At 56.5% G+C, this 17,595-nt stretch carries 17 protein-coding genes; 7 read left to right on the plus strand and 10 right to left on the minus strand.

Going from position 1 to position 17,595, the window contains the following annotated elements; genetic code table 11:
- Nucleotides 1-23: 23 nt before the first annotated feature.
- The 4 genes from LB462_RS23290 (at nt 24) to LB462_RS23305 (ending at nt 2,393) form a co-directional block, all read left to right on the plus strand.
- Complete coding sequence (locus LB462_RS23290; protein WP_224512947.1) at nt 24-197, plus strand: helix-turn-helix domain-containing protein; 174 nt, start codon at nt 24-26, stop codon at nt 195-197.
- Between the two features lie 163 nt (nt 198-360).
- Nucleotides 361-693 carry a Grx4 family monothiol glutaredoxin gene (gene grxD / locus LB462_RS23295; RefSeq protein WP_112528367.1) on the plus strand — a complete coding sequence of 111 codons (333 nt, stop codon included), beginning with the start codon at nt 361-363 and terminating at the stop codon, nt 691-693.
- 156 nt (nt 694-849) lie between these two features.
- The gene (locus tag LB462_RS23300; RefSeq protein ID WP_224513179.1) at nt 850-2,055 is read left to right on the plus strand and encodes a multidrug effflux MFS transporter; all 1,206 of its coding nucleotides are present in this window, start codon (nt 850-852) and stop codon (nt 2,053-2,055) included.
- Nucleotides 2,056-2,141: 86 nt separating this feature from the next.
- Nucleotides 2,142-2,393: a hypothetical protein gene (locus LB462_RS23305; RefSeq protein WP_224512949.1), complete on the plus strand. Its 252-nt coding sequence runs from the start codon at nt 2,142-2,144 to the stop codon at nt 2,391-2,393.
- Between the two features lie 17 nt (nt 2,394-2,410).
- Here the strand turns inward: LB462_RS23305 and ttcA are convergent, their stop codons facing one another.
- The 3 genes from ttcA to rpsD form a co-directional block, all read right to left on the minus strand.
- On the minus strand, nt 2,411-3,253 hold the full coding sequence (gene ttcA / locus LB462_RS23310) for a tRNA 2-thiocytidine(32) synthetase TtcA (protein WP_224512951.1): 843 nt from the start codon (nt 3,251-3,253) through the stop codon (nt 2,411-2,413).
- Nucleotides 3,254-3,462: 209 nt separating this feature from the next.
- Nucleotides 3,463-4,392 (minus strand): glutaminase, encoded by a 930-nt coding sequence (locus LB462_RS23315; protein WP_224512953.1) that lies wholly within the window; start codon nt 4,390-4,392, stop codon nt 3,463-3,465.
- 74 nt (nt 4,393-4,466) lie between these two features.
- The gene (gene rpsD, locus LB462_RS23320; RefSeq protein ID WP_112528375.1) at nt 4,467-5,084 is read right to left on the minus strand and encodes a 30S ribosomal protein S4; all 618 of its coding nucleotides are present in this window, start codon (nt 5,082-5,084) and stop codon (nt 4,467-4,469) included.
- Between the two features lie 341 nt (nt 5,085-5,425).
- Between rpsD and LB462_RS23325 the strand changes: the two genes are divergently transcribed.
- The gene (locus LB462_RS23325; RefSeq protein ID WP_224512954.1) at nt 5,426-6,436 is read left to right on the plus strand and encodes an extensin family protein; all 1,011 of its coding nucleotides are present in this window, start codon (nt 5,426-5,428) and stop codon (nt 6,434-6,436) included.
- A 22-nt stretch (nt 6,437-6,458) separates the two neighbouring features.
- On the opposite strand, the gene LB462_RS23330 is transcribed toward LB462_RS23325, so the two are convergent.
- Both LB462_RS23330 and LB462_RS23335 read right to left on the minus strand, forming a co-directional pair.
- A complete protein-coding gene (locus LB462_RS23330) occupies nt 6,459-6,650 on the minus strand; it encodes a DUF3008 family protein (protein ID WP_112528379.1) in 192 nt (63 codons plus the stop codon).
- 282 nt (nt 6,651-6,932) lie between these two features.
- Nucleotides 6,933-7,349, minus strand: coding sequence for a winged helix-turn-helix transcriptional regulator (locus tag LB462_RS23335; RefSeq protein WP_224512956.1), 417 nt, complete (start codon nt 7,347-7,349; stop codon nt 6,933-6,935).
- A gap of 266 nt (nt 7,350-7,615) precedes the next feature.
- On the opposite strand from LB462_RS23335, the gene LB462_RS23340 reads away from it, so the two are divergent.
- Nucleotides 7,616-8,257 (plus strand): NAD(P)-dependent oxidoreductase, encoded by a 642-nt coding sequence (locus LB462_RS23340; RefSeq protein ID WP_224512958.1) that lies wholly within the window; start codon nt 7,616-7,618, stop codon nt 8,255-8,257.
- A 283-nt stretch (nt 8,258-8,540) separates the two neighbouring features.
- Nucleotides 8,541-9,629 carry an LLM class flavin-dependent oxidoreductase gene (locus LB462_RS23345; protein ID WP_224513181.1) on the plus strand — a complete coding sequence of 363 codons (1,089 nt, stop codon included), beginning with the start codon at nt 8,541-8,543 and terminating at the stop codon, nt 9,627-9,629.
- Between the two features lie 5 nt (nt 9,630-9,634).
- On the opposite strand, the gene LB462_RS23350 is transcribed toward LB462_RS23345, so the two are convergent.
- From LB462_RS23350 to LB462_RS23370, 5 genes are all read right to left on the minus strand, one after another.
- Complete coding sequence (locus LB462_RS23350; protein ID WP_224512961.1) at nt 9,635-11,638, minus strand: S10 family serine carboxypeptidase-like protein; 2,004 nt, start codon at nt 11,636-11,638, stop codon at nt 9,635-9,637.
- 522 nt (nt 11,639-12,160) lie between these two features.
- The gene (locus LB462_RS23355) at nt 12,161-12,565 is read right to left on the minus strand and encodes an EF-hand domain-containing protein (protein ID WP_224512963.1); all 405 of its coding nucleotides are present in this window, start codon (nt 12,563-12,565) and stop codon (nt 12,161-12,163) included.
- Nucleotides 12,566-12,575: 10 nt separating this feature from the next.
- On the minus strand, nt 12,576-15,470 hold the full coding sequence (locus LB462_RS23360) for a S10 family serine carboxypeptidase-like protein (RefSeq protein WP_224512965.1): 2,895 nt from the start codon (nt 15,468-15,470) through the stop codon (nt 12,576-12,578).
- Between the two features lie 123 nt (nt 15,471-15,593).
- Nucleotides 15,594-16,397 (minus strand): glutamate racemase, encoded by an 804-nt coding sequence (gene murI, locus LB462_RS23365; RefSeq protein ID WP_224512967.1) that lies wholly within the window; start codon nt 16,395-16,397, stop codon nt 15,594-15,596.
- Nucleotides 16,390-17,241 (minus strand): RNA methyltransferase, encoded by an 852-nt coding sequence (locus tag LB462_RS23370; protein WP_224512969.1) that lies wholly within the window; start codon nt 17,239-17,241, stop codon nt 16,390-16,392. The genes murI and LB462_RS23370 overlap by 8 nt, the downstream gene beginning before the upstream one ends.
- Nucleotides 17,242-17,595 lie beyond the last annotated feature (354 nt).

Raw genomic sequence — 17,595 nt, forward strand, 5'->3', positions numbered from 1 at the left:
CGGCGCGCCATTGAAAGATGAAAATGGCCGAGAAATTCTATGATTTTGATCCTGCAGAAATGCTGGATTCCGCTGAGGCAGTCGAAATATTCCTGACCGAAGCTATAGCGACCGATGACGCAAAGTTTATCGCGGCAGCCCTTAATGCAGTGGCTCGTGCAAAAGGTATGGGCAACATTGCCAGTCCAACGGCATGAAATCTCCTTATTGATTGTCGAGCCACGCACTCCCAACTAATAGACAAGTTACTTGCGTTCACGCGCCCATCGTGCTTTTTCTGGGCAAAGAATTGAGGTAAGATTGACCTCAAAGCGTTTTCTGGCCGTGATTCCTCCCTCGCGGCCGCGAAAGGAACCTTAAATGAGCGGTATCAACGAATTCATCGACAATGAAGTCAAGAGCAACGACGTCGTGCTTTTCATGAAGGGCACCCCCGGCTTTCCGCAATGCGGATTTTCCGGTCAGGTTGTTCAGATTCTCGATTACGTCGGTGTCGACTATAAAGGCGTGAACATTCTTTCTTCCAATGAACTGCGCCAGGGTATCAAGGACTATTCCAACTGGCCGACCATCCCGCAGCTCTATGTGAAGGGTGAATTTGTCGGCGGTTGCGATATCATCCGCGAAATGTTCCAGGCCGGTGAATTGCAGGCTCTCCTCAGCGAAAAGGGCGTTGCCACCAAGGCCGCCTGATTACGCTTTAATTCCAACTGGTTCCGGTTAATCCCGGGATCGCAATGTTAAAGGCGTCGGCCGTTCCGACGCCTTTGTCTTTGTTTGTTTTTCAAATCCAGAAAGCACTCGGAAATGGATGCCTCCGCCAATACCGCTCCCTCACGCCTCCAGGGGATGGGTAAAGTCGAATTCATCAGCCTGATGGCGATGTTGATGGCGGTCAATTCCATGGCTATCGATGTCATGCTGCCGGCTCTGCAGCAGATCGGCGCGGCGCTTGGCATCAGCAGTGAAAACCATCGGCAATATGTGATTTCGGCTTATCTGCTCGGCTTCTCGGTGGCGCAGCTGTTCTTCGGCCCGCTATCGGATCGCTTTGGCCGCAAAGTGCCGATTTTCTGCGGCCTGATCATTTATATCGCTTCGGCGATGGCGTGTGTCTTTGTCCCGAGCTTCGGCGCACTTCTGTTCTTCCGGGCACTGCAGGGCATCGGCTCCGCTGCTACCCGCGTCATCGCCATTTCGATCGTGCGTGACGTTTATGGCGGCCGGCAGATGGCCGAGGCTATGTCGCTGATCATGATGGTGTTCATGATCGTTCCGGTTATCGCGCCCGGGACGGGTCAGGTCGTGATGCTCTTCGGCGACTGGCGGCTGATCTTCATCTTCATGGCGCTGATGGCAACGTCGGTCGCGATCTGGATGTATCTGCGCCTGCCAGAGACGATGGACCCTACCGATCGGCGTCCATTTACCATCGTGTCGGTTGCCCGCGCATTCAAGATCGTTCTGACCAACCGGGTCGCATTTTGCTATGCGTTGGCGAGTGCGTTCATCTTCGGCGCGATGTTCGGCTTCATTAATTCTGCGCAGCAAATCTATGTCGAGATCTATCATCTCGGCGTGTGGTTCCCGCTGGCGTTTTCCGTCGTCGCGATCACCATGTCATTTTCTTCGTTCATGAATTCGCGCTTCGTCGGCCGCTTCGGCATGCGGCGCCTGTCGCATGGCGCGCTGCTTGCTTTCATGATGATCAATGGCGTTTGGCTGCTGCTGACGCTATTCGGACCGCAGCCGACACCATTCGTGCTCTATCTCCTGCTGTTTTCGCTGGCGATGTTCCAGTTTGGCTGGATCGGTTCCAACTTCAATTCCCTGGCGATGGAGCCGCTTGGACACGTGGCCGGCACGGCATCGTCGGTGCTTGGCTTCATGGGTACGGCCGGCGGCGGCGTCATCGGCGCGGTGATCGGCCAGGCTTACAACGGCACAACCCTGCCCTTGGTCACCGGGTTCTTCGTGCTGTCGCTGATCGGGCTGGTGTTTGTGCTGATCGCTGAACGAGGCAAGCTGTTCCAGCCTCACAACAAGCCGATTTAGTATTGCGCGATTCCCATGTGCCACTTTGGTTGAATTGCTGACGTCCAATCTGCCGCCTAACATCCGAGTATCTTGAAGGGCTGACTATGACAATTTCATTTGATACTCTGGGTTATGCGATACGTTTGGAACAGGGCGGATTTAGTCCCGCCCATGCCAAGGCGCAAGCTGAAGCCGCAAGGGATTTCATCATGCCCGAACTGGTAACCAAATCTGATCTGAACACTGCTCTGGAGCTGCTAACGCTTCGTCTTACGGTGCGGATGGGTGCATTTTTCTTCGGAACATCCGTGGCGACGATTGCCGCTATCGCGGCCATCGTAAAACTATTCCCCTGATCGCGAAAAAGCGCTTCCTAACCAGCCACTAGCCCGGCGAAATCAAAAATCTTCCGATCCAGCAGATGGCTCGGGCGCGTGTTAGCCAGCGCGCGGATCATGATCTCCTTGCGGCCGGGCATGCGCTTTTCAATATCGGCCAGCATCGCCTTCATCATGTTGCGCTGCAGCCCATCCTGACTACCGCACAGGTCGCACGGAATGATCGGGAACTGCATGGCCGCGGCAAATTTCTCCAGATCATCCTCGGCACAGTAGCTCAGCGGCCGCAACAGCATGAGATCGCCCTCGTCATTGACCAGTTTCGGCGGCATCGCAGCAAGGCGTCCGCCGTGGAAAAAGTTCATCAGGAAGGTTTCGAGGATATCCTCGCGGTGATGGCCGAGCACCAGCGCCGAGCAGCCCTCCTCTCGCGCCACGCGGTAAAGATGACCACGCCGAAGCCGGGAGCAGAGCGAACAATAGGTCTGGTTTTCCGGCACCTTCTCCGTGACGATCGAATAGGTGTCCTTGTATTCGACGCGATGTTCGATGCCGTTTGCCTTGAGGAAATCCGGCAGGATGTGCTTGGGGAAATTCGGCTGGCCCTGATCGAGATTACAGGCGAGGAGCTCCACCGGCAGCAAACCGCGCCATTTGAGATCGAGCAGCAGCGCAAGCAGGCCGTAGGAATCCTTGCCGCCTGATAGCCCTATCAGCCAGCGCTCACCCGGCTTGACCATGGCGAAATCTTCGAGCGCCTGACGCGTGTTGCGCAACAGTCGCTTGCGCAGCTTGTTGAACTCCACACTCGACGGCACACCGAGAAACATCGGATGGCAACCGGCAGCGTCAGTCAATTCCTGGTCATGAATGGTCATCTGAACACCTCATGGTGTTTCATTGACAAGGTAGCGGTCAGAACGCAAGAGGTTCTGGACTCAGTCCTGCTTCAATCGCCGCTCATCCCTCCGTCATCCTCGGGCTTGACCCGAGGACCCATAGCGACGTTCGTACCACAGTGGAGGCTTGCTTCCAGGACAATGTGGGTCCTCGGGTCAAGCCCGAGGATGACGGAGAGGTGGAGGCTCTATTGCCCGAACACCGACCAGCCTGTGCGTTGCGCCAGAAGCTCCAATGCTGCCGAGCCGAGCTGCGAATTGCCGACTTCGTTCAGACCTGGTGACCACACGGCTATCGAGGCTTTGCCGGGCGCGGTGGCTAGAATGCCGCCGCCAACACCGCTCTTCCCCGGGAGACCGACGCGATAGGCGAAATCACCCGAGCCGTCATAGTGGCCGCACATCAGCATGAGCGCGTTGATACGGCGCGCACGGCTTGCCGAAACCACACTGCCGCCATTGAGCGGATTGCGCCCGGCCGAAGCGAGATAAAGCCCGGCATGCGCAAGCTGGCGGCACGACATGGCGATGGCGCAGTGATGGAAATAGACGCCGAGCACGTGTTCTACCGGGTGATCGAGATTGCGGAAGGCTTTCATGAAATTGGCGAGCGCCACATTGCGGAAGCCGGTCTGCGTCTCCGAGCGGGCGACGTTTTGATCGATGGCGATGCTTTCATCATCGGCGAGATGCCGGATGAACTGCACGATCTCGCCGATCGCCTCCTTGGGCAAATGGCCGGCCAGAACCACATCGGCGACCGCGATCGCTCCGGCGTTGATGAAGGGATTGCGCGGCTTGCCCTTCTCTTGTTCGAGCTGGACGATGGAGTTGAAAGCATTGCCCGACGGTTCGCGTCCGACGCGCTTCCATAAACCGTCGCCGATCTTGCCGAGCGCAAGCGTCAGCGTGAAGACCTTCGAGATGCTCTGGATCGAGAATGCCGTCTCGGCGTCGCCTGCCACGTGGGTCTGCCCGTCGACAGTGACCAGCGCAATGCCGAACTGCTTCGGATCGACGGTCGCGAGTTCCGGAATATAGTCGGCAAGCTTGCCCTCGCCGATGCGGCTGGAAAGATCGTGATAGACGCTGTCGACGACATCCTGAAGATCAGCCATTTCCGGGCTCCGATTAGGACAACAAAAAAGCCGCCAGGATTTCCCCGGCGGCTTCTTTTAAAACTCAATACTGATTAACGCGAATAGAATTCGACAACCAGGTTCGGTTCCATCTGTACAGCGTAAGGCACATCGGAGAAGGCCGGAACGCGGTTGTACTTGGCAACCATCTTGTTGTGATCAACTTCGAGATATTCAGGAACATCGCGTTCAGCCAGCTGAACGGCTTCCAGAACGATCACGAGCTGCTTCGACTTTTCGCGCACTTCGATCACATCGCCAGCCTTGCAAATGTAGGACTGGATGTTTGTGCGACGGCCATTGACGTTGACATGGCCGTGGTTGACGAACTGACGCGCTGCGAAGATCGTCGGAACGAACTTTGCGCGGTACACGATCGCATCCAGACGCGACTCGAGCAGACCGATGAGCTGTTCGCCGGTATCGCCCTTGCGACGAGCGGCTTCTTCATAGGTCTTGCGGAACTGCTTTTCCGAAATGTCGCCATAGAAGCCCTTGAGCTTCTGCTTTGCGCGCAGCTGCACACCGAAATCGGAGAGCTTGCTCTTGCGGCGCTGACCATGCTGGCCGGGGCCATATTCACGACGGTTTACCGGGGACTTCGGACGGCCCCAGATGTTTTCGCCAAGACGGCGGTCGATTTTATACTTGGACGATTCGCGCTTGCTCATCGCATTTCCTTTCAAACAAACCAAACCTCGAGCCTAAGACCCGGGTTCAAGGAAACGCGCCCTCCTCTGCCTTCCGTTTTCGAAGACTGACAGAATGACCCACGCACGCTTTGCGAGATCACTCACGGGACACGTCAAATGAAACGCAGAGCTCTTTCAAGCCCTGCGCTGGGGTGGCTTCTAGTGTGAAGGTTTCATGATGTCAAGTTGGTATTCACGCTCTGACGGTCTGCAAATGGCGTTGTGCCCCTAGACCCGCATGTTTCAGCGGATCATATAAATTGAAACCGATGCCGTACTTCACACGTTAGGATGGACGCTCAACAGGAGTAGAGCCGGTAATGACCCTATTCTCGCGGCAATCGCGTTGCTCGACATTCGTCCTTCTATCCCTCACAGCCATTATAGCAAGCACCGTCCTTATCAGTTTCAGCGACAATGCGGACGCGCGGCACAGACGCGGACACCGGGCGAAGGTTGTTCGTCCGCCGGCCGCGCCAGCGGTTCCCTTGCCGGTCGTTCCACCATTGCCGCAGGACAATCCACGGGATGCAGCCGCGCCGGAAGCGCCAAAACCTGAGGAAAAGCCCGCCAACGAAATACAGAAAGCGGATCCGCAAACGACGCCCGTTCCCGAGCAGAAGCCAGCCCCGGAGACCAAACCGGCCGAGAAGCCAAAGGAGCCGCCAAAGCCGGCCGAACAACTTGGCCCGAACCCGCTGCCCAAGCAGGATGCAGGCGACAAGCCCGATCATGAGGAAAGTGTCGAGAAGGCCGATCCTTCGATCTCGCCCGATCGGGTCTATCAGAATGCCTGCCCTGCCCTCATGAATGGCGAGGTCAAGGGCGAACTCATTGCGCCCTTGTCCGAGGGTATGTGCGGCGAGCGTTCGCCATTGAAGATCACGGCCATTGGCAAGGATAACCCGGTGAAACTGGCGGCGCCGATCACCACGAATTGCGCGATGGCAGGATCGCTGGCGACGTGGGTAGTCGAGGTACAAAAAGATGCACAGGCAAATTTTGGTGCAGAGATCGAAAGCATCACCACCGGTTCCGACTATCAGTGCCGTAAGGTCAATAATGGCCACAAAGGCCGCGTCTCGGAGCACGCCTTCGCCAACGCTGTCGATATCGTCTCTTTCAAGTTCAAGAACGGCAAGACTACCGAACTGGGTTCAGGCTGGAAGGGCAAGCCCGAGGAACAGACATTCTGGCGGGCGCTGCACAAGGCGAGTTGCGACCGCTTCATGACGGTGATTGGTCCGGATGGCGATGCCGCCCATCAGGGCAACCTGCACCTCGATCTCGGCTGCCATGGAAGAAAATGCGAGGCGCGCATCTGCCAGTGAGAATACGCGCCTTAGGCTTGAATCAGTGTTTGGTGGACTTCTTCTTTGGAAGGTTCTTGCGATCGGTTTCTGCGAATTCCTCCAGCTGCTTTTCACTCATCGATTCATACATCCCCTTGGACGCGCCTTTGAGCTCGCTCTTCTTGGTCTGGCCGCGCTTTGCCGAAAGCGCCGCACCAGCTGCCTTTTGCTGGGCCTGGGATTTTGCAGGCATTGTCATCTCCCTGAGAAATGTTGCACAGGTAAAGAAACGCAAACGGCGGATGGGGGTTCCAGCTACTCAAACGTTCATGCAGATTATCTCTCCCCTTTGTGGGAGAGAAAGCGATTTCAGCATCTTAGCACTTGCTAAGTGCTAGAAATCGCCAGAGAGGGGATAGGGTGGTTTGATCTCAAATCCCCTCTCTTGGATTTTCTAGGAGTTTAGCAAGGGCTAAACTCAAGAAAATCCTTTCTCCCCCACAAGGGGGGAGATAATCGGCATCGACGTTGCCAACTAATCCGCGCGCGCCTCATCGAACGCCTTGCGCGCGGCGCGCAGGTGATCGCGGTTGGCAGCCGCCCATTCGCCGAGCGCCCCCACCGGCACGGCAATCGAATGGCCGATATCGGTCAAGGCGTAGGTCACTTCCGGAGGCGATGTCGGCTTGACCGTACGGCTGACAAGACCATCGCGTTCGAGCGAGCGCAACGTCACGGTAAGCATGCGCTGCGAAATGCCTTCTATCATGCGGCGGAGCACGTTGAACCTGCGCGGTCCGGACTGCAGGTTGATCAGCGTCAAGAGGCTCCAGGAGTCGCCGACAATATCGAGCACCTCGCGCATCGGGCAGCCGCCGGCGCCATCCGATTGCATGGCCGGCATCGATTCAAGCAGTGGTGTCTTGCCCTCGGTCTTCGCATGAATACTCATATCTGCCTCGTTTTCGGTTTTTCGTCTCTGCGCAATCCCGATCGGTAAAACCGGTCCCACTTTTCCTGGAACGGCTCTAGCCTTTTTGTTTTGACGCAATTCTCGCCGGAAAACCGGTTCCCGCTTTTCCTGGAATTGCTCCAGGCAGTTACTTCCATGTGCCCTGAAACGGAAAAAGTGCGTACTTCTCCCGGTCCTGCTTCTAGCATACATGGTTATTATTGGTAACCAGAAAACGATGCGTACCTGCATTAGAGGAGCATGTCATGAAAATTGCGTTGATCGGCGCCACCGGCTTTGTTGGCAGCGAGATTTTGAAGGAAGCCGTCGCACGCGGCGATAGCGTCACAGCACTGGTGCGCAGCCCGGACAAGGTGGAAAAGCTGAAGGGTGTCACCGCCGTCGAAGCCGACGCGCTCGACACTGCCGATCTTGCCGGCAAGCTCAAGGGCCACGACATCGTCATTTCTGCCTATAATCCCGGCTGGACCAACCCGGACATCAAGGCAGTCCATATCGCAGCCAGCAAATCGATCACCGCTGCAACGAAGCAGGCGGGGATCAGTCGGCTGATCGTGATCGGCGGCGCAGGCAGCCTTTATGCGCCCGATGGCACGCAATTTGTCGATGGCAAAGGTTTTCCGGCCGAATACAAGGAAGGCGCATTGGGTGCGCGCCAGGCACTGAACGACCTGCGCGGCGAGACAGAACTCGACTGGAGTTTCGTATCGCCTCCATTCCATCTGGCACCCGGAGCGCGGACAGGCAAATACCGGCTTGGCAAGGACAATCCGGTGGTCGATGCCGAGGGCAACAGCGCGATCAGCGCCAGCGATCTGGCCGTGGCGATTGTGGATGAGGCAGAAAAGCCGAAGCATAGCAGAGAGCGTTTTACCGTGGGTTATTGAGGTGAGCTCCTCTTACCCTCCCCCTTGTGGGGAGGGAGGCTGCGCAGCAGCAGGGAGGGGCATTTCAAACACCCTCGCACTGCCCATTCCGCATAACTAGAAAGACCCCTCCCGTCGCTTCGCTCCTGCCCTCCCCACAAGGGGGAGGGTAAGGGCGGCAACGTGTTGCCTCGAACGCAAACCACCGGTTTCCTTTTAGTGCCTTGGCAACCGCAACGTGCGTTCTTCCCATGGCGTCATCCTGCGCTTAACTATGCAGCAAAGTTTAGCGCAAGGTATGACCATGGAACTCGGCATCTATACATTTGCAGGGATGAGCCCCGATCCCTCGACGGGCGTCGCCATCAGCGCGCACCAGCGCATGCAGAACCTCATCGAGGAAATGGTGCTCGCCGATGAGGTCGGGCTCGACGTGTTTGGCATCGGCGAACACCACCGCCCTGATTTCGTCATCTCGACCCCGGCTATCGCATTGGCGGCTGGCGCCTCGCGGACGAAGAACATCAGGCTGACCAGCGCAGTAACGGTGCTGAGCTCCGACGATCCGGTCCGTGTGTTCCAGGAATATGCGACGCTCGACCTGATCTCCTCCGGCCGCGCCGAAATCATGGCCGGACGTGGCTCGTTCATCGAATCCTTTCCGCTGTTCGGCTATGACCTCAACGATTATGACGAGCTGTTTGCCGAAAAACTCGACCTGCTCCTGAAACTCCGAGCCAGCGAACGCGTGACATGGAGTGGCAATTTTCGCGCGCCGATCGACAATCTCGCCATTTACCCGCGTCCGCTGCAGGATCCCCTTCCCGTCTGGATCGCCGTCGGCGGCACGCCGGCATCGGTGGTCCGCGCCGGAACGCTCGGCCTGCCGCTCGCCGTGGCGATCATCGGCGGCGAACCGCATCGTTTTGCGCCGCTGGTGGACCTTTATCGCAAGTCAGGCGCCAAGGCGGGACATGCGCCCGAAACGCTGAAAGTCAGCATCAATTCGCATGGCTATATCGCAGAGAATTCGCAAGCCGCATCTGACGAGTACTGGCCGTCCTACGAGGTGGTGATGAACAAGATCGGCCGCGAGCGTGGCTGGCCGCCGAGCAATCGCGCCCAATACGAAGCGGGGCGGACGCCGCGCGGCGCATTGTTGGTCGGCTCAGCGCAGGAGATCATCGACAAGATCATGCTGCAACACAGCTATTTCCAGCACGACCGCTTCATGCTGCAGATCGACCTCGGCAGCCTGCCGCACGCGAACACGCTGAAGGCTATCGAGCTTTATGGCACGAAGGTCGCGCCGGTGATCAGGAAGGAACTCGGTGGAGCCACAGTGAGCAAGACCGGCAAAGACGTCGCCAATGCCGGGATTGATGCCGTTTGACAAGCCTAGTGTAATACGACAGGCGCTTTGGCAGCGTCCACGGGCCGGCCATCGTAGAACGCATCGAGCGTCTTTTTTGCCTGAGTGCGTGCCTTGTCATCATCGAAGAACATGTGCCCGCCTTCGTAGAGCGTAACCGGGACGCTGCGTCCCAAGCCGGCACCGGCGAGATCAAGTTCTGTCTGGTGAAAGGGCGTCAGCAGGTCATAGTAACCGTGCAAGGCAAGCGCCCTTACCGCCGGGTCGTTCTTCAAAGTCGAGACCAAGTCTGGAAGTCCAGTTCTGAAGGGCTGCAGCTTGTGTTCGCGCTCAAATTTCCAAAGGGCGCGTATGCTGTCATCGCGCAGCATATAGAGCGAAGCGTTGTGATAGTTGAACGTCTCAGGCAGGGCAGTCTTGATTGCATCCGCAAACCCTGCCCCGGTATAGAGTGCAGCGGCAGGGCTGCCAAAATTGGAGATGTTCGCCCGAGCGTCAAAGAAACCGAGGTTCGAGCCCGGAACAAGTTTGTTTGGGAATTGAACCGGAGACACTTCAAACGCATACAGCCAATCCGCATCGAGGCCGGTGATGCTGGTCATATCCTTGAAGAAGCTCAAACCGGCCGGCGTCTGCGCATAGTCCCGCCACGCCGGCGTCAAGGCTCTCTCGATCTCCTGTTTTGCGTTCGCGACAAATTGCTTGAGCGTGTCAAAGGGATCGGCCATGAATGCTTCGACGAAACGACCCCGCTCCGCAGGGGTGGCAACAAGCAGATTTGCAAGTTCGGTAGCCTTGCTGCTGGCATTCTGCTTCGTGTCGACGTTGAGCACCCACTCACGGGCAGTGGCAGGGTTCTGCCAGATACCGGTCAGCCTGTCGTACTGGCGATTGGCTTCCGCATAGGCTGCTTTGGCCCTGGTAAGCATCGGCGTGTACCAGATTTTCCGTGCAGGATTGTACTTTTCGGTGACAAAAGTTCGTAACGTTTCAATGTATTCCGGGGCGATCGCTGTCCCGCGCCTGGTGCTCATCCCGTGGTAATCAGCCGCCATGGCGTAGGATGGCAAATATCCTGCACAGCTGACATCCGCGGTCTGGCAATTCGTACCGAGGTTGAGAACCGGCGAACCCAGCACGAGCCCTGACAGAGCGACAGGCTTCCTGCCGGTTTTGTCAGGGGCGAAATTGCCGCTTCCCGCAGCGACGAGCAGATTGGCGACGATCGGCAGGCGGATGCCATCATAGGATTCGCCATAGAGATATTTCGGCGAGCTCTGGCGAAGGTAACGATTGACGAAGCGCACGACAAAGTCCTGATTTACCTGCGCATCGGCCTCCATGCCCCAGAAGTCGCTGTTCCTGTAGGGCGCAATGGCCTGCGACAATCCCGTTCCGGGTGGATCGACAAAAACGAGATCGGTCTTGTCCAGCAGCGTCTCGGCATTGTCGACCCACGAAAAGCCTTTCGTCTCGCTTTTCAGACGTTCCTGGGCAACATCGGAAGCACCTGTCTTGAGCCGTTTCGGCGCCCACGAGCCCAGATGCAGAAAGGCGGAGGAATATCCTGGACCACCGTTCCAGAAGAACGTCACCGGGCGATTTTCCTTCGGCAAATCCTCCCTGGTGTAGGCCATATAGAAAATGGAGGCCTGCGCTACGTTCCCCGCCGGCTGCTCGGTATCCTTCCGCGCATGGGCAATGAGATGGCCGGCGGCGGCAGTATATCTGAGCAGTTTGCCATTGATCATGATCTGGTGATTCTTGACAGCGGGCGTCTCATCGACAGCTGCAAGCGGAAGGCTCGCATCTGCTGCGGCGCTATAGACGTTGTTGTCTTCCAGCACGTGGTCCTCGGGTGGGACAAGCGCGACAATATTGATCGATTCTGTCCCTGGACTTCCCGGAGCATTGATCTGTGGATCGGCCTCAGCCGACACAAACGTACCGTCAGCGCTGGTCTTACTGGAATCACCATCGCAGGCAGTCAGCAAAAGCGATGCAGAAACGAGCAGAAACCGGTATTTCATCGCAACCTCCAAATCAAAAATATTTATTAATCAATGGATTACGGTAACTGGACAAACAGACGATGTGAAAGGGCAATCTTGGAGCAACCTTCGCAGAAAGGGCCACAAGCGGCATGGTCAAGATACACGGTATGGTTTTACGAGGCAGACGATACACAACTATGAGATGTGCTGTCTATTAAGCGAAAGTCGTATGCCGCTCTGTCTGCCTGAAGCGACGAATATTCTTCGCCATCGTCCAGATTGGCTGCAACTCAAGGTCTGGTTGATGTTCCGGATGAAACTCTGCATGAGCCTGCTTGCCGGATCGAGCCGGTCGACCAGCCAGGGCGCAAGGCGCCGCAAGATATGGCGGGAAGGAAATAATGCGTGCAGGCAACGACGACGATATCGGCGCGGTCGCCGTCTTTCTCATAGAAGCGGCGTGATTCTGTCCGAATGGATTCGTCGCCGATATAGTCGCCGCGAATATGCGCAAGGCGCAGCGAAGGCAGAGGCAGCAGCGACCGCCCTGAGAGGTCTTCATTCCACGATTTGAACACTCTCCGGTTTGGCCGATCCGCCCTGCATGAAATCCAGAACATCGCCGAACGTTATGTAGCCGTCATGATCCCGGTCGATCGCCGCAAAATGATCGGCCACATAGCCCCAGCTTGCATTCTTCGCCTGCTGCTTTGTCAGCAAGCCAGCGGAAGTACCGGCCGCCTCGGCAAAGCGCGCCGCAAGTTCAGCGTTGACCTCGGCATTGATCGATGCGCCGGTTACAGGCGGCAGGTTCGGATCGATCGGCGGCGAGCCAAACCTCCCGTCCTTGACTTGAAGGAATGCTGGTTTAGGGATCAACCCAACGCTAGCAAGCGGCATGGCTACCGCCATTGACGTGTCGAATAATGTTAGAACAACAGCGACCTGAAACAATTTTTTCATGACATTCATCTCACTGCACAGCTGCCGATTTTTGCACCGAGGCGACCGTTGGCGGCGAATAGGGCGGCGCGTCGTAAAAATCGTCCATGGCTCTCTTCAAGGCCGGGCGTTCTTTCTCCACGTAATAAATCATATGACCGCCCTCAAAATTATAGACTGGAATACGGTCGGAGAGCTTGATGTCGGAACCATTCACTTTGACCTTTGCGTCAAGATCGAGCTCAGTTTGAAAGAACGGCGTGGCCGCATCGAAATACCCGTGTGTTACGATCAATTTAAGTTTTGGCGCAGTGTTGAGTGCCATTGTGATATCCGACAGCGTACTGGTTTTGGTCTTCTCCACACCCTCGCGATTGGTCCCCCAATCCCAAAAATTTTTCAATTCCTTGTTCGTCAATTCAGCAGATGCAATGTATTCAGCGTTGTTTGTATAGTTCAGGTATTTCGGCAGGAATTTTTTCATTTCGGCTTTGAACGCGTCGTCTTCCGAATATTCGAAATCGTATGGCACACTCCCCTGCACGACCATTCGTGTATCATAGAGATTGAAGCTGAAACCCGGTTTTAGGGCGTTCATATAACCGTCGTTCTGCTTGCGATCAGGTTCGCACTTCCCAACGACGACGTTGGGCAACTTTTCCCAGAGATTTGTATATGTGGTAATGGTCCAACTCTTGTCAGGTAACTTTTCTGATAATTTTGTCGCGGTGATGCCAGTCAGCCGGACCACCTCCCCGAGATAAGCTCTACCCTCAGCGGTATTTTTGTATGCAGCCCAAGCATCTCCTGACTTCAGGAATTCTGTGATCGCCCCAGTATGCTTTTCCCGGGCAAATGTGCGGACCCGATCAACGAACTCTGAGTAAGGCCGGTTTTTGTCGCGTTCCGTTGATTGGCCAAAAAAATCGGATGTCAGAACATAGGTGGGCACATAGCCTGCACAGGATGAACCGCCGCCTGTGGAACAATTAGAGCCGTAATCCAATATCGGTGAGTGTAGCGTGGATCCCGTCAGCACGACCGGCGGCCTGTCCGACTTGTCCTCCTCAAAGCCCGTGGTTCCAGCATCAATCAATAATTTGGTCAGAACGGGCACACGGATACCGCCGCCATAGGATTCGCCGTATAAATATTTGGGTGAACTCTGACGGTTGTTCACATTGATATAACGGGTGACGAAATCGCGCATGATCTTGGCATCGGCATCGACGCCCCAAAAATCCTTGTTGATGTGTTTCTTAACATCCGAGGAGATGGCTTGCGAATAACCGGACCCGATAGGATCGACAAAGACAAGATCCGATTTGTCGAGCAGCGTTTCCGGATTGCCAACGAAGGGATAGCTCTTGGGAGGACCGGACTTGGCATCAGTCGGAACATTGGGTTGATCCACCTTTAGCCGCCACGGCGCCCAGGCGCCGAGATGCAGCCAGATGGAGGATTCGCCCGGTCCGCCATTGAAGAAGAAGGTTACGGGGCGATTCTCCTTTGGCATATCATCGCGGGTATAGCTCATATAGAAGACTGCAGCTTGCGGATCCCGCTTGGCATCAGGATTGTTCTTGTCCTTCTGGGCATAGGCGACGAGATGACCGGCCTTGGCGGTAAACCACACCGTCTTGTCGCCGAGTTGCATCGAATGATGCTTGACCGAAGGAGATTCGTCGACCTTATCGAATGTGACCGAGCCGTACGTCGCGGCACCGTAAGGATTGGGATCTGTGATCGCCTTGTCCTCCGGCGCATACAGCTTATAGGCGTCTTCAAGCTTGCCAGCGGCCGTCAGAAGCACCGCGGCCTTGTCGATCTTGCCGGCCTTTTTGTACAATTCGATGGCTTCGTCGTTGAGTCCGGCATCGGTCAGAAACTTCCCGGCGTCATCGAAACGCCCGGCATCAGCTGATGCCTTTGCCAAGATTCGCGCTGCATCTTTTCTGGCGTCGGAAAGAAGCTTCTCACCCTCCGCCTTCAGGTCGTCGCGCAGCTTGCGCGCCTTGGCGATTTCGCCGGGGTTTGGCAGGTCCTCGCGGACGAGATCATCGAGGTCCTTTTTCGCTTTGTTCAGTTTCGCTTCTTCTGTCGCTGCGTCCAATTTCAGCTTGGCCAGTTTCTGGTCCACATCAAATACCAAGCCTGCGGTCTTGCCCGTCAGATCACCGCCGAGCAGTTTTGTCAGTTCGTTCTTTGCTGAGGCTACTTTGCCCTGCTCGCTCGTCACATCGTCCTGCAGCGCCTGGAGTTCTGCCTGCTTCTTGGCGATTCTCCCCAAATTTTCAGGGTCCGTACGTATCAAATCGTCGAGCTCTTTCTGCGCTTCGAATATTTTGCCTTCGGTCGTTTTTTTTCTGTCCTTGCCGAGCAGCGAATCAAGACTGTCATTGGCGGCATCGAGTTTGCCTTGCTCGGCCACGACGCCGGTTTTCAATCCGTCAAATTTCTTCGTCTCATCGAATATCTTGCCCGCCGTCGTGCTGGTGCCATCCTTGCCGACCAGCGCCTCATATTCTGATTGTGCGCGAGCCAGATCGACAGCTTTCGTTCGTTCCGCTTCAGCGAGCTCCCCCAGCCGTTTTTCTGCCGCGGCAACAGCTTCATCATTGGCTTCGGTCAGTTCCCTCAATCGCTTTTCTGCCGCGGCAACGGCCGCATCGTTGGCGGTCTTGAGCTCGTCACGCCTCTTCTCTTCTGTTGACCGCTGATCCTTGATGCCGGAAAGGTCTTGTGTGGCTTCGGCGATTGCCTTCTTACCGGCATCGAGCTGCGCATTGAGATCGCCAAGCTGCTTCACCGCGTTCGCCACGTCAGAAAAAGTGCTGTCCGCTTCTTTCTTGTTCGTGGAAGTGTCCGAGCCATTACAGGCGGAGAGGCCAAGGACGGCCGCAAGCAATAAATAACGGAAATTCATAGGTGCTCTCTGAAAATCTCAAAAAGCAACTTTTGGCGGCGGCAGGTTGTATGGTCAATTCGACGTTAGTCGCAATTTGTCTATTTTTTTATCGCTCGGCTTGCCTGAGTTATTATTAGGCAGTCACACTGTTGCAAGCCCGAAGCCCTGCATGAGCCGTCTTGTCGAGAAATCCGGATTACCTGAGGTGAAGATGGCGATGTCGTCACCATGTTCGGGCTCAGCACCCGTGCCGTTCGGCTTGAGCAGTGACAGCGCACGGCGGGCGATCGCCTCGGCTGGGTCGAGCCAGTCCACCGGCCAGGGTGCAAGACGCCGGAAAACATTGGCGAGAAAGGGATAATGCGTGCAGGCAAGAACGACGATATCGGTGCGATCGCCGTCCTTTTCGTAGAAACACGGCGCTATTTCTGTCCGGATGGCTTCGTCATCGATATGGTCGCCGCGAATATGCGCTTCGGCCATGGCAGCCAGATTCTGGCTGCCGACCAGGCGCACATGGCACTTCGTGGCGAAAGACTGGATGAGATCGCGCGTATAGGCGCGCTTGACGGTGCCCGGCGTCGCCAGCACGCTGACGAAGCCTGACGAGGTGCGCTCGGCGGCCGGCTTGATCGCGGGAACGGTGCCGACGAACGGCACGGCCGGATAGGCCTTGCGAAGATCATCGAGCACCAGCGTGGAGGCGGTGTTGCAGGCGATGATCGCAATCTCCGGGTTGTGCTCGGCGATGACGCCCGCGAACATATCGACAATGCGGGAGCACAGGGCGCCCTCCTCCCATTCCCCATAGGGAAAGCCGGCATCGTCGGCGATATAAACGAACCGCCGGTCCGGCATCAACACCCTCGCCTCGCGCAAAACGGTCAGGCCGCCAATCCCGCTGTCGAAGACGATGATTGGCCGGTCCGCTGTTTCTTCATTCATCGCCTGGCTGATCCCCGTTGATTTTCTTCGCTGGTGGTTTCTCGCGCTTGCGCCCTTCCGGTGCACCGGAGCCGCGCGGCGTCTTCGGACTGAAATAGTCGAGCGACACAAGGACGCCGCGCAGGAGTTTCAGTTCGGAATCGGAAAAGCCTGCCCTGGTGAGCACGCCGCGCAGATTGTTGACCATGATTTCCTTGCGCGCCATCGGCCGGAAATAGCCGCGCGCCTGCAAGGCATCTTCGAGGTGGTTGAAAAACCCCTGCAGTTGCTCTTTGGGCGCTGGCTCGAGTTCGGGCCCGCGAAAAGCCGTGTCGGTATGCTTCTCCAGACCTGACTTCATCCACTCGTAGGACATGAGCAAAACCGCCTGTGCAATATTCAGCGACGAGAACGCCGGATTGACCGGAAAGGTCACGAGCTCATCCGCAAGGCTGACTTCGTCATTATTGAGGCCGAAGCGTTCGCGCCCGAAAAGAATGCCGGTTTTCTCGCCATTGTTGAAACGCTGACGCAGGACCTGGCCTGCCTCGACAGGGCCGCGAACCTGCTTGAAGGCGTCGCGCTCGCGCGCCGTGGTCGCATAGACGAAATGCAAATCCTTGATCGCCGATGGCAGGTCGTCGAAGACCTGCGCCGCATCGATGATATGGTCGGCGCGGCTCGCGGCAGAGCGCGCCTTGTCGTTGGGGAATTCCTCGCGTGGCTTGACCAGGCGCAGCTCCGCCAGACCGAAATTGGCCATGGCCCGTGCCACCATGCCGATGTTTTCCGGCAGTTGCGGTTCCACCAGAATGATCGCCGGGCCTTCGGCAATCAGGGGGCGCTGTCTGTCTGTACCGGCCATTTTTGATCCTTCGCTGCGTTGCGCCGTCATAGCTCGCGTTTTTTTGATGAGCAATGGTGGATGCCGCCGGTATCTCTCCCCTTGAGGGAGAGAAAGCGATTTCAGCATCTTAGCTCTTGCCAAGTGCTAGAAATCGCCAGAGAGGGGATTTCACGCCCAGCACAATATCCCCTCTCTTGGATTTTCTAAGGATTTAGCAAGGGCTAAACCCAAGAAAATCCTTTCTCCCCCACAAGGGGGGAGATAAACCGCATCCCTCACTTTGCGTTCTGCAATCGTGGTGCTATAGGGGCGCGAACCCTCACTTTAATCCCGTGCTGACACTCCCAGACGCAGCAAAAAAGAGGCTGACAC

Source organism: Phyllobacterium chamaecytisi, assembly GCF_020164455.1.
GTDB lineage: Bacteria > Pseudomonadota > Alphaproteobacteria > Rhizobiales > Rhizobiaceae > Phyllobacterium > Phyllobacterium chamaecytisi.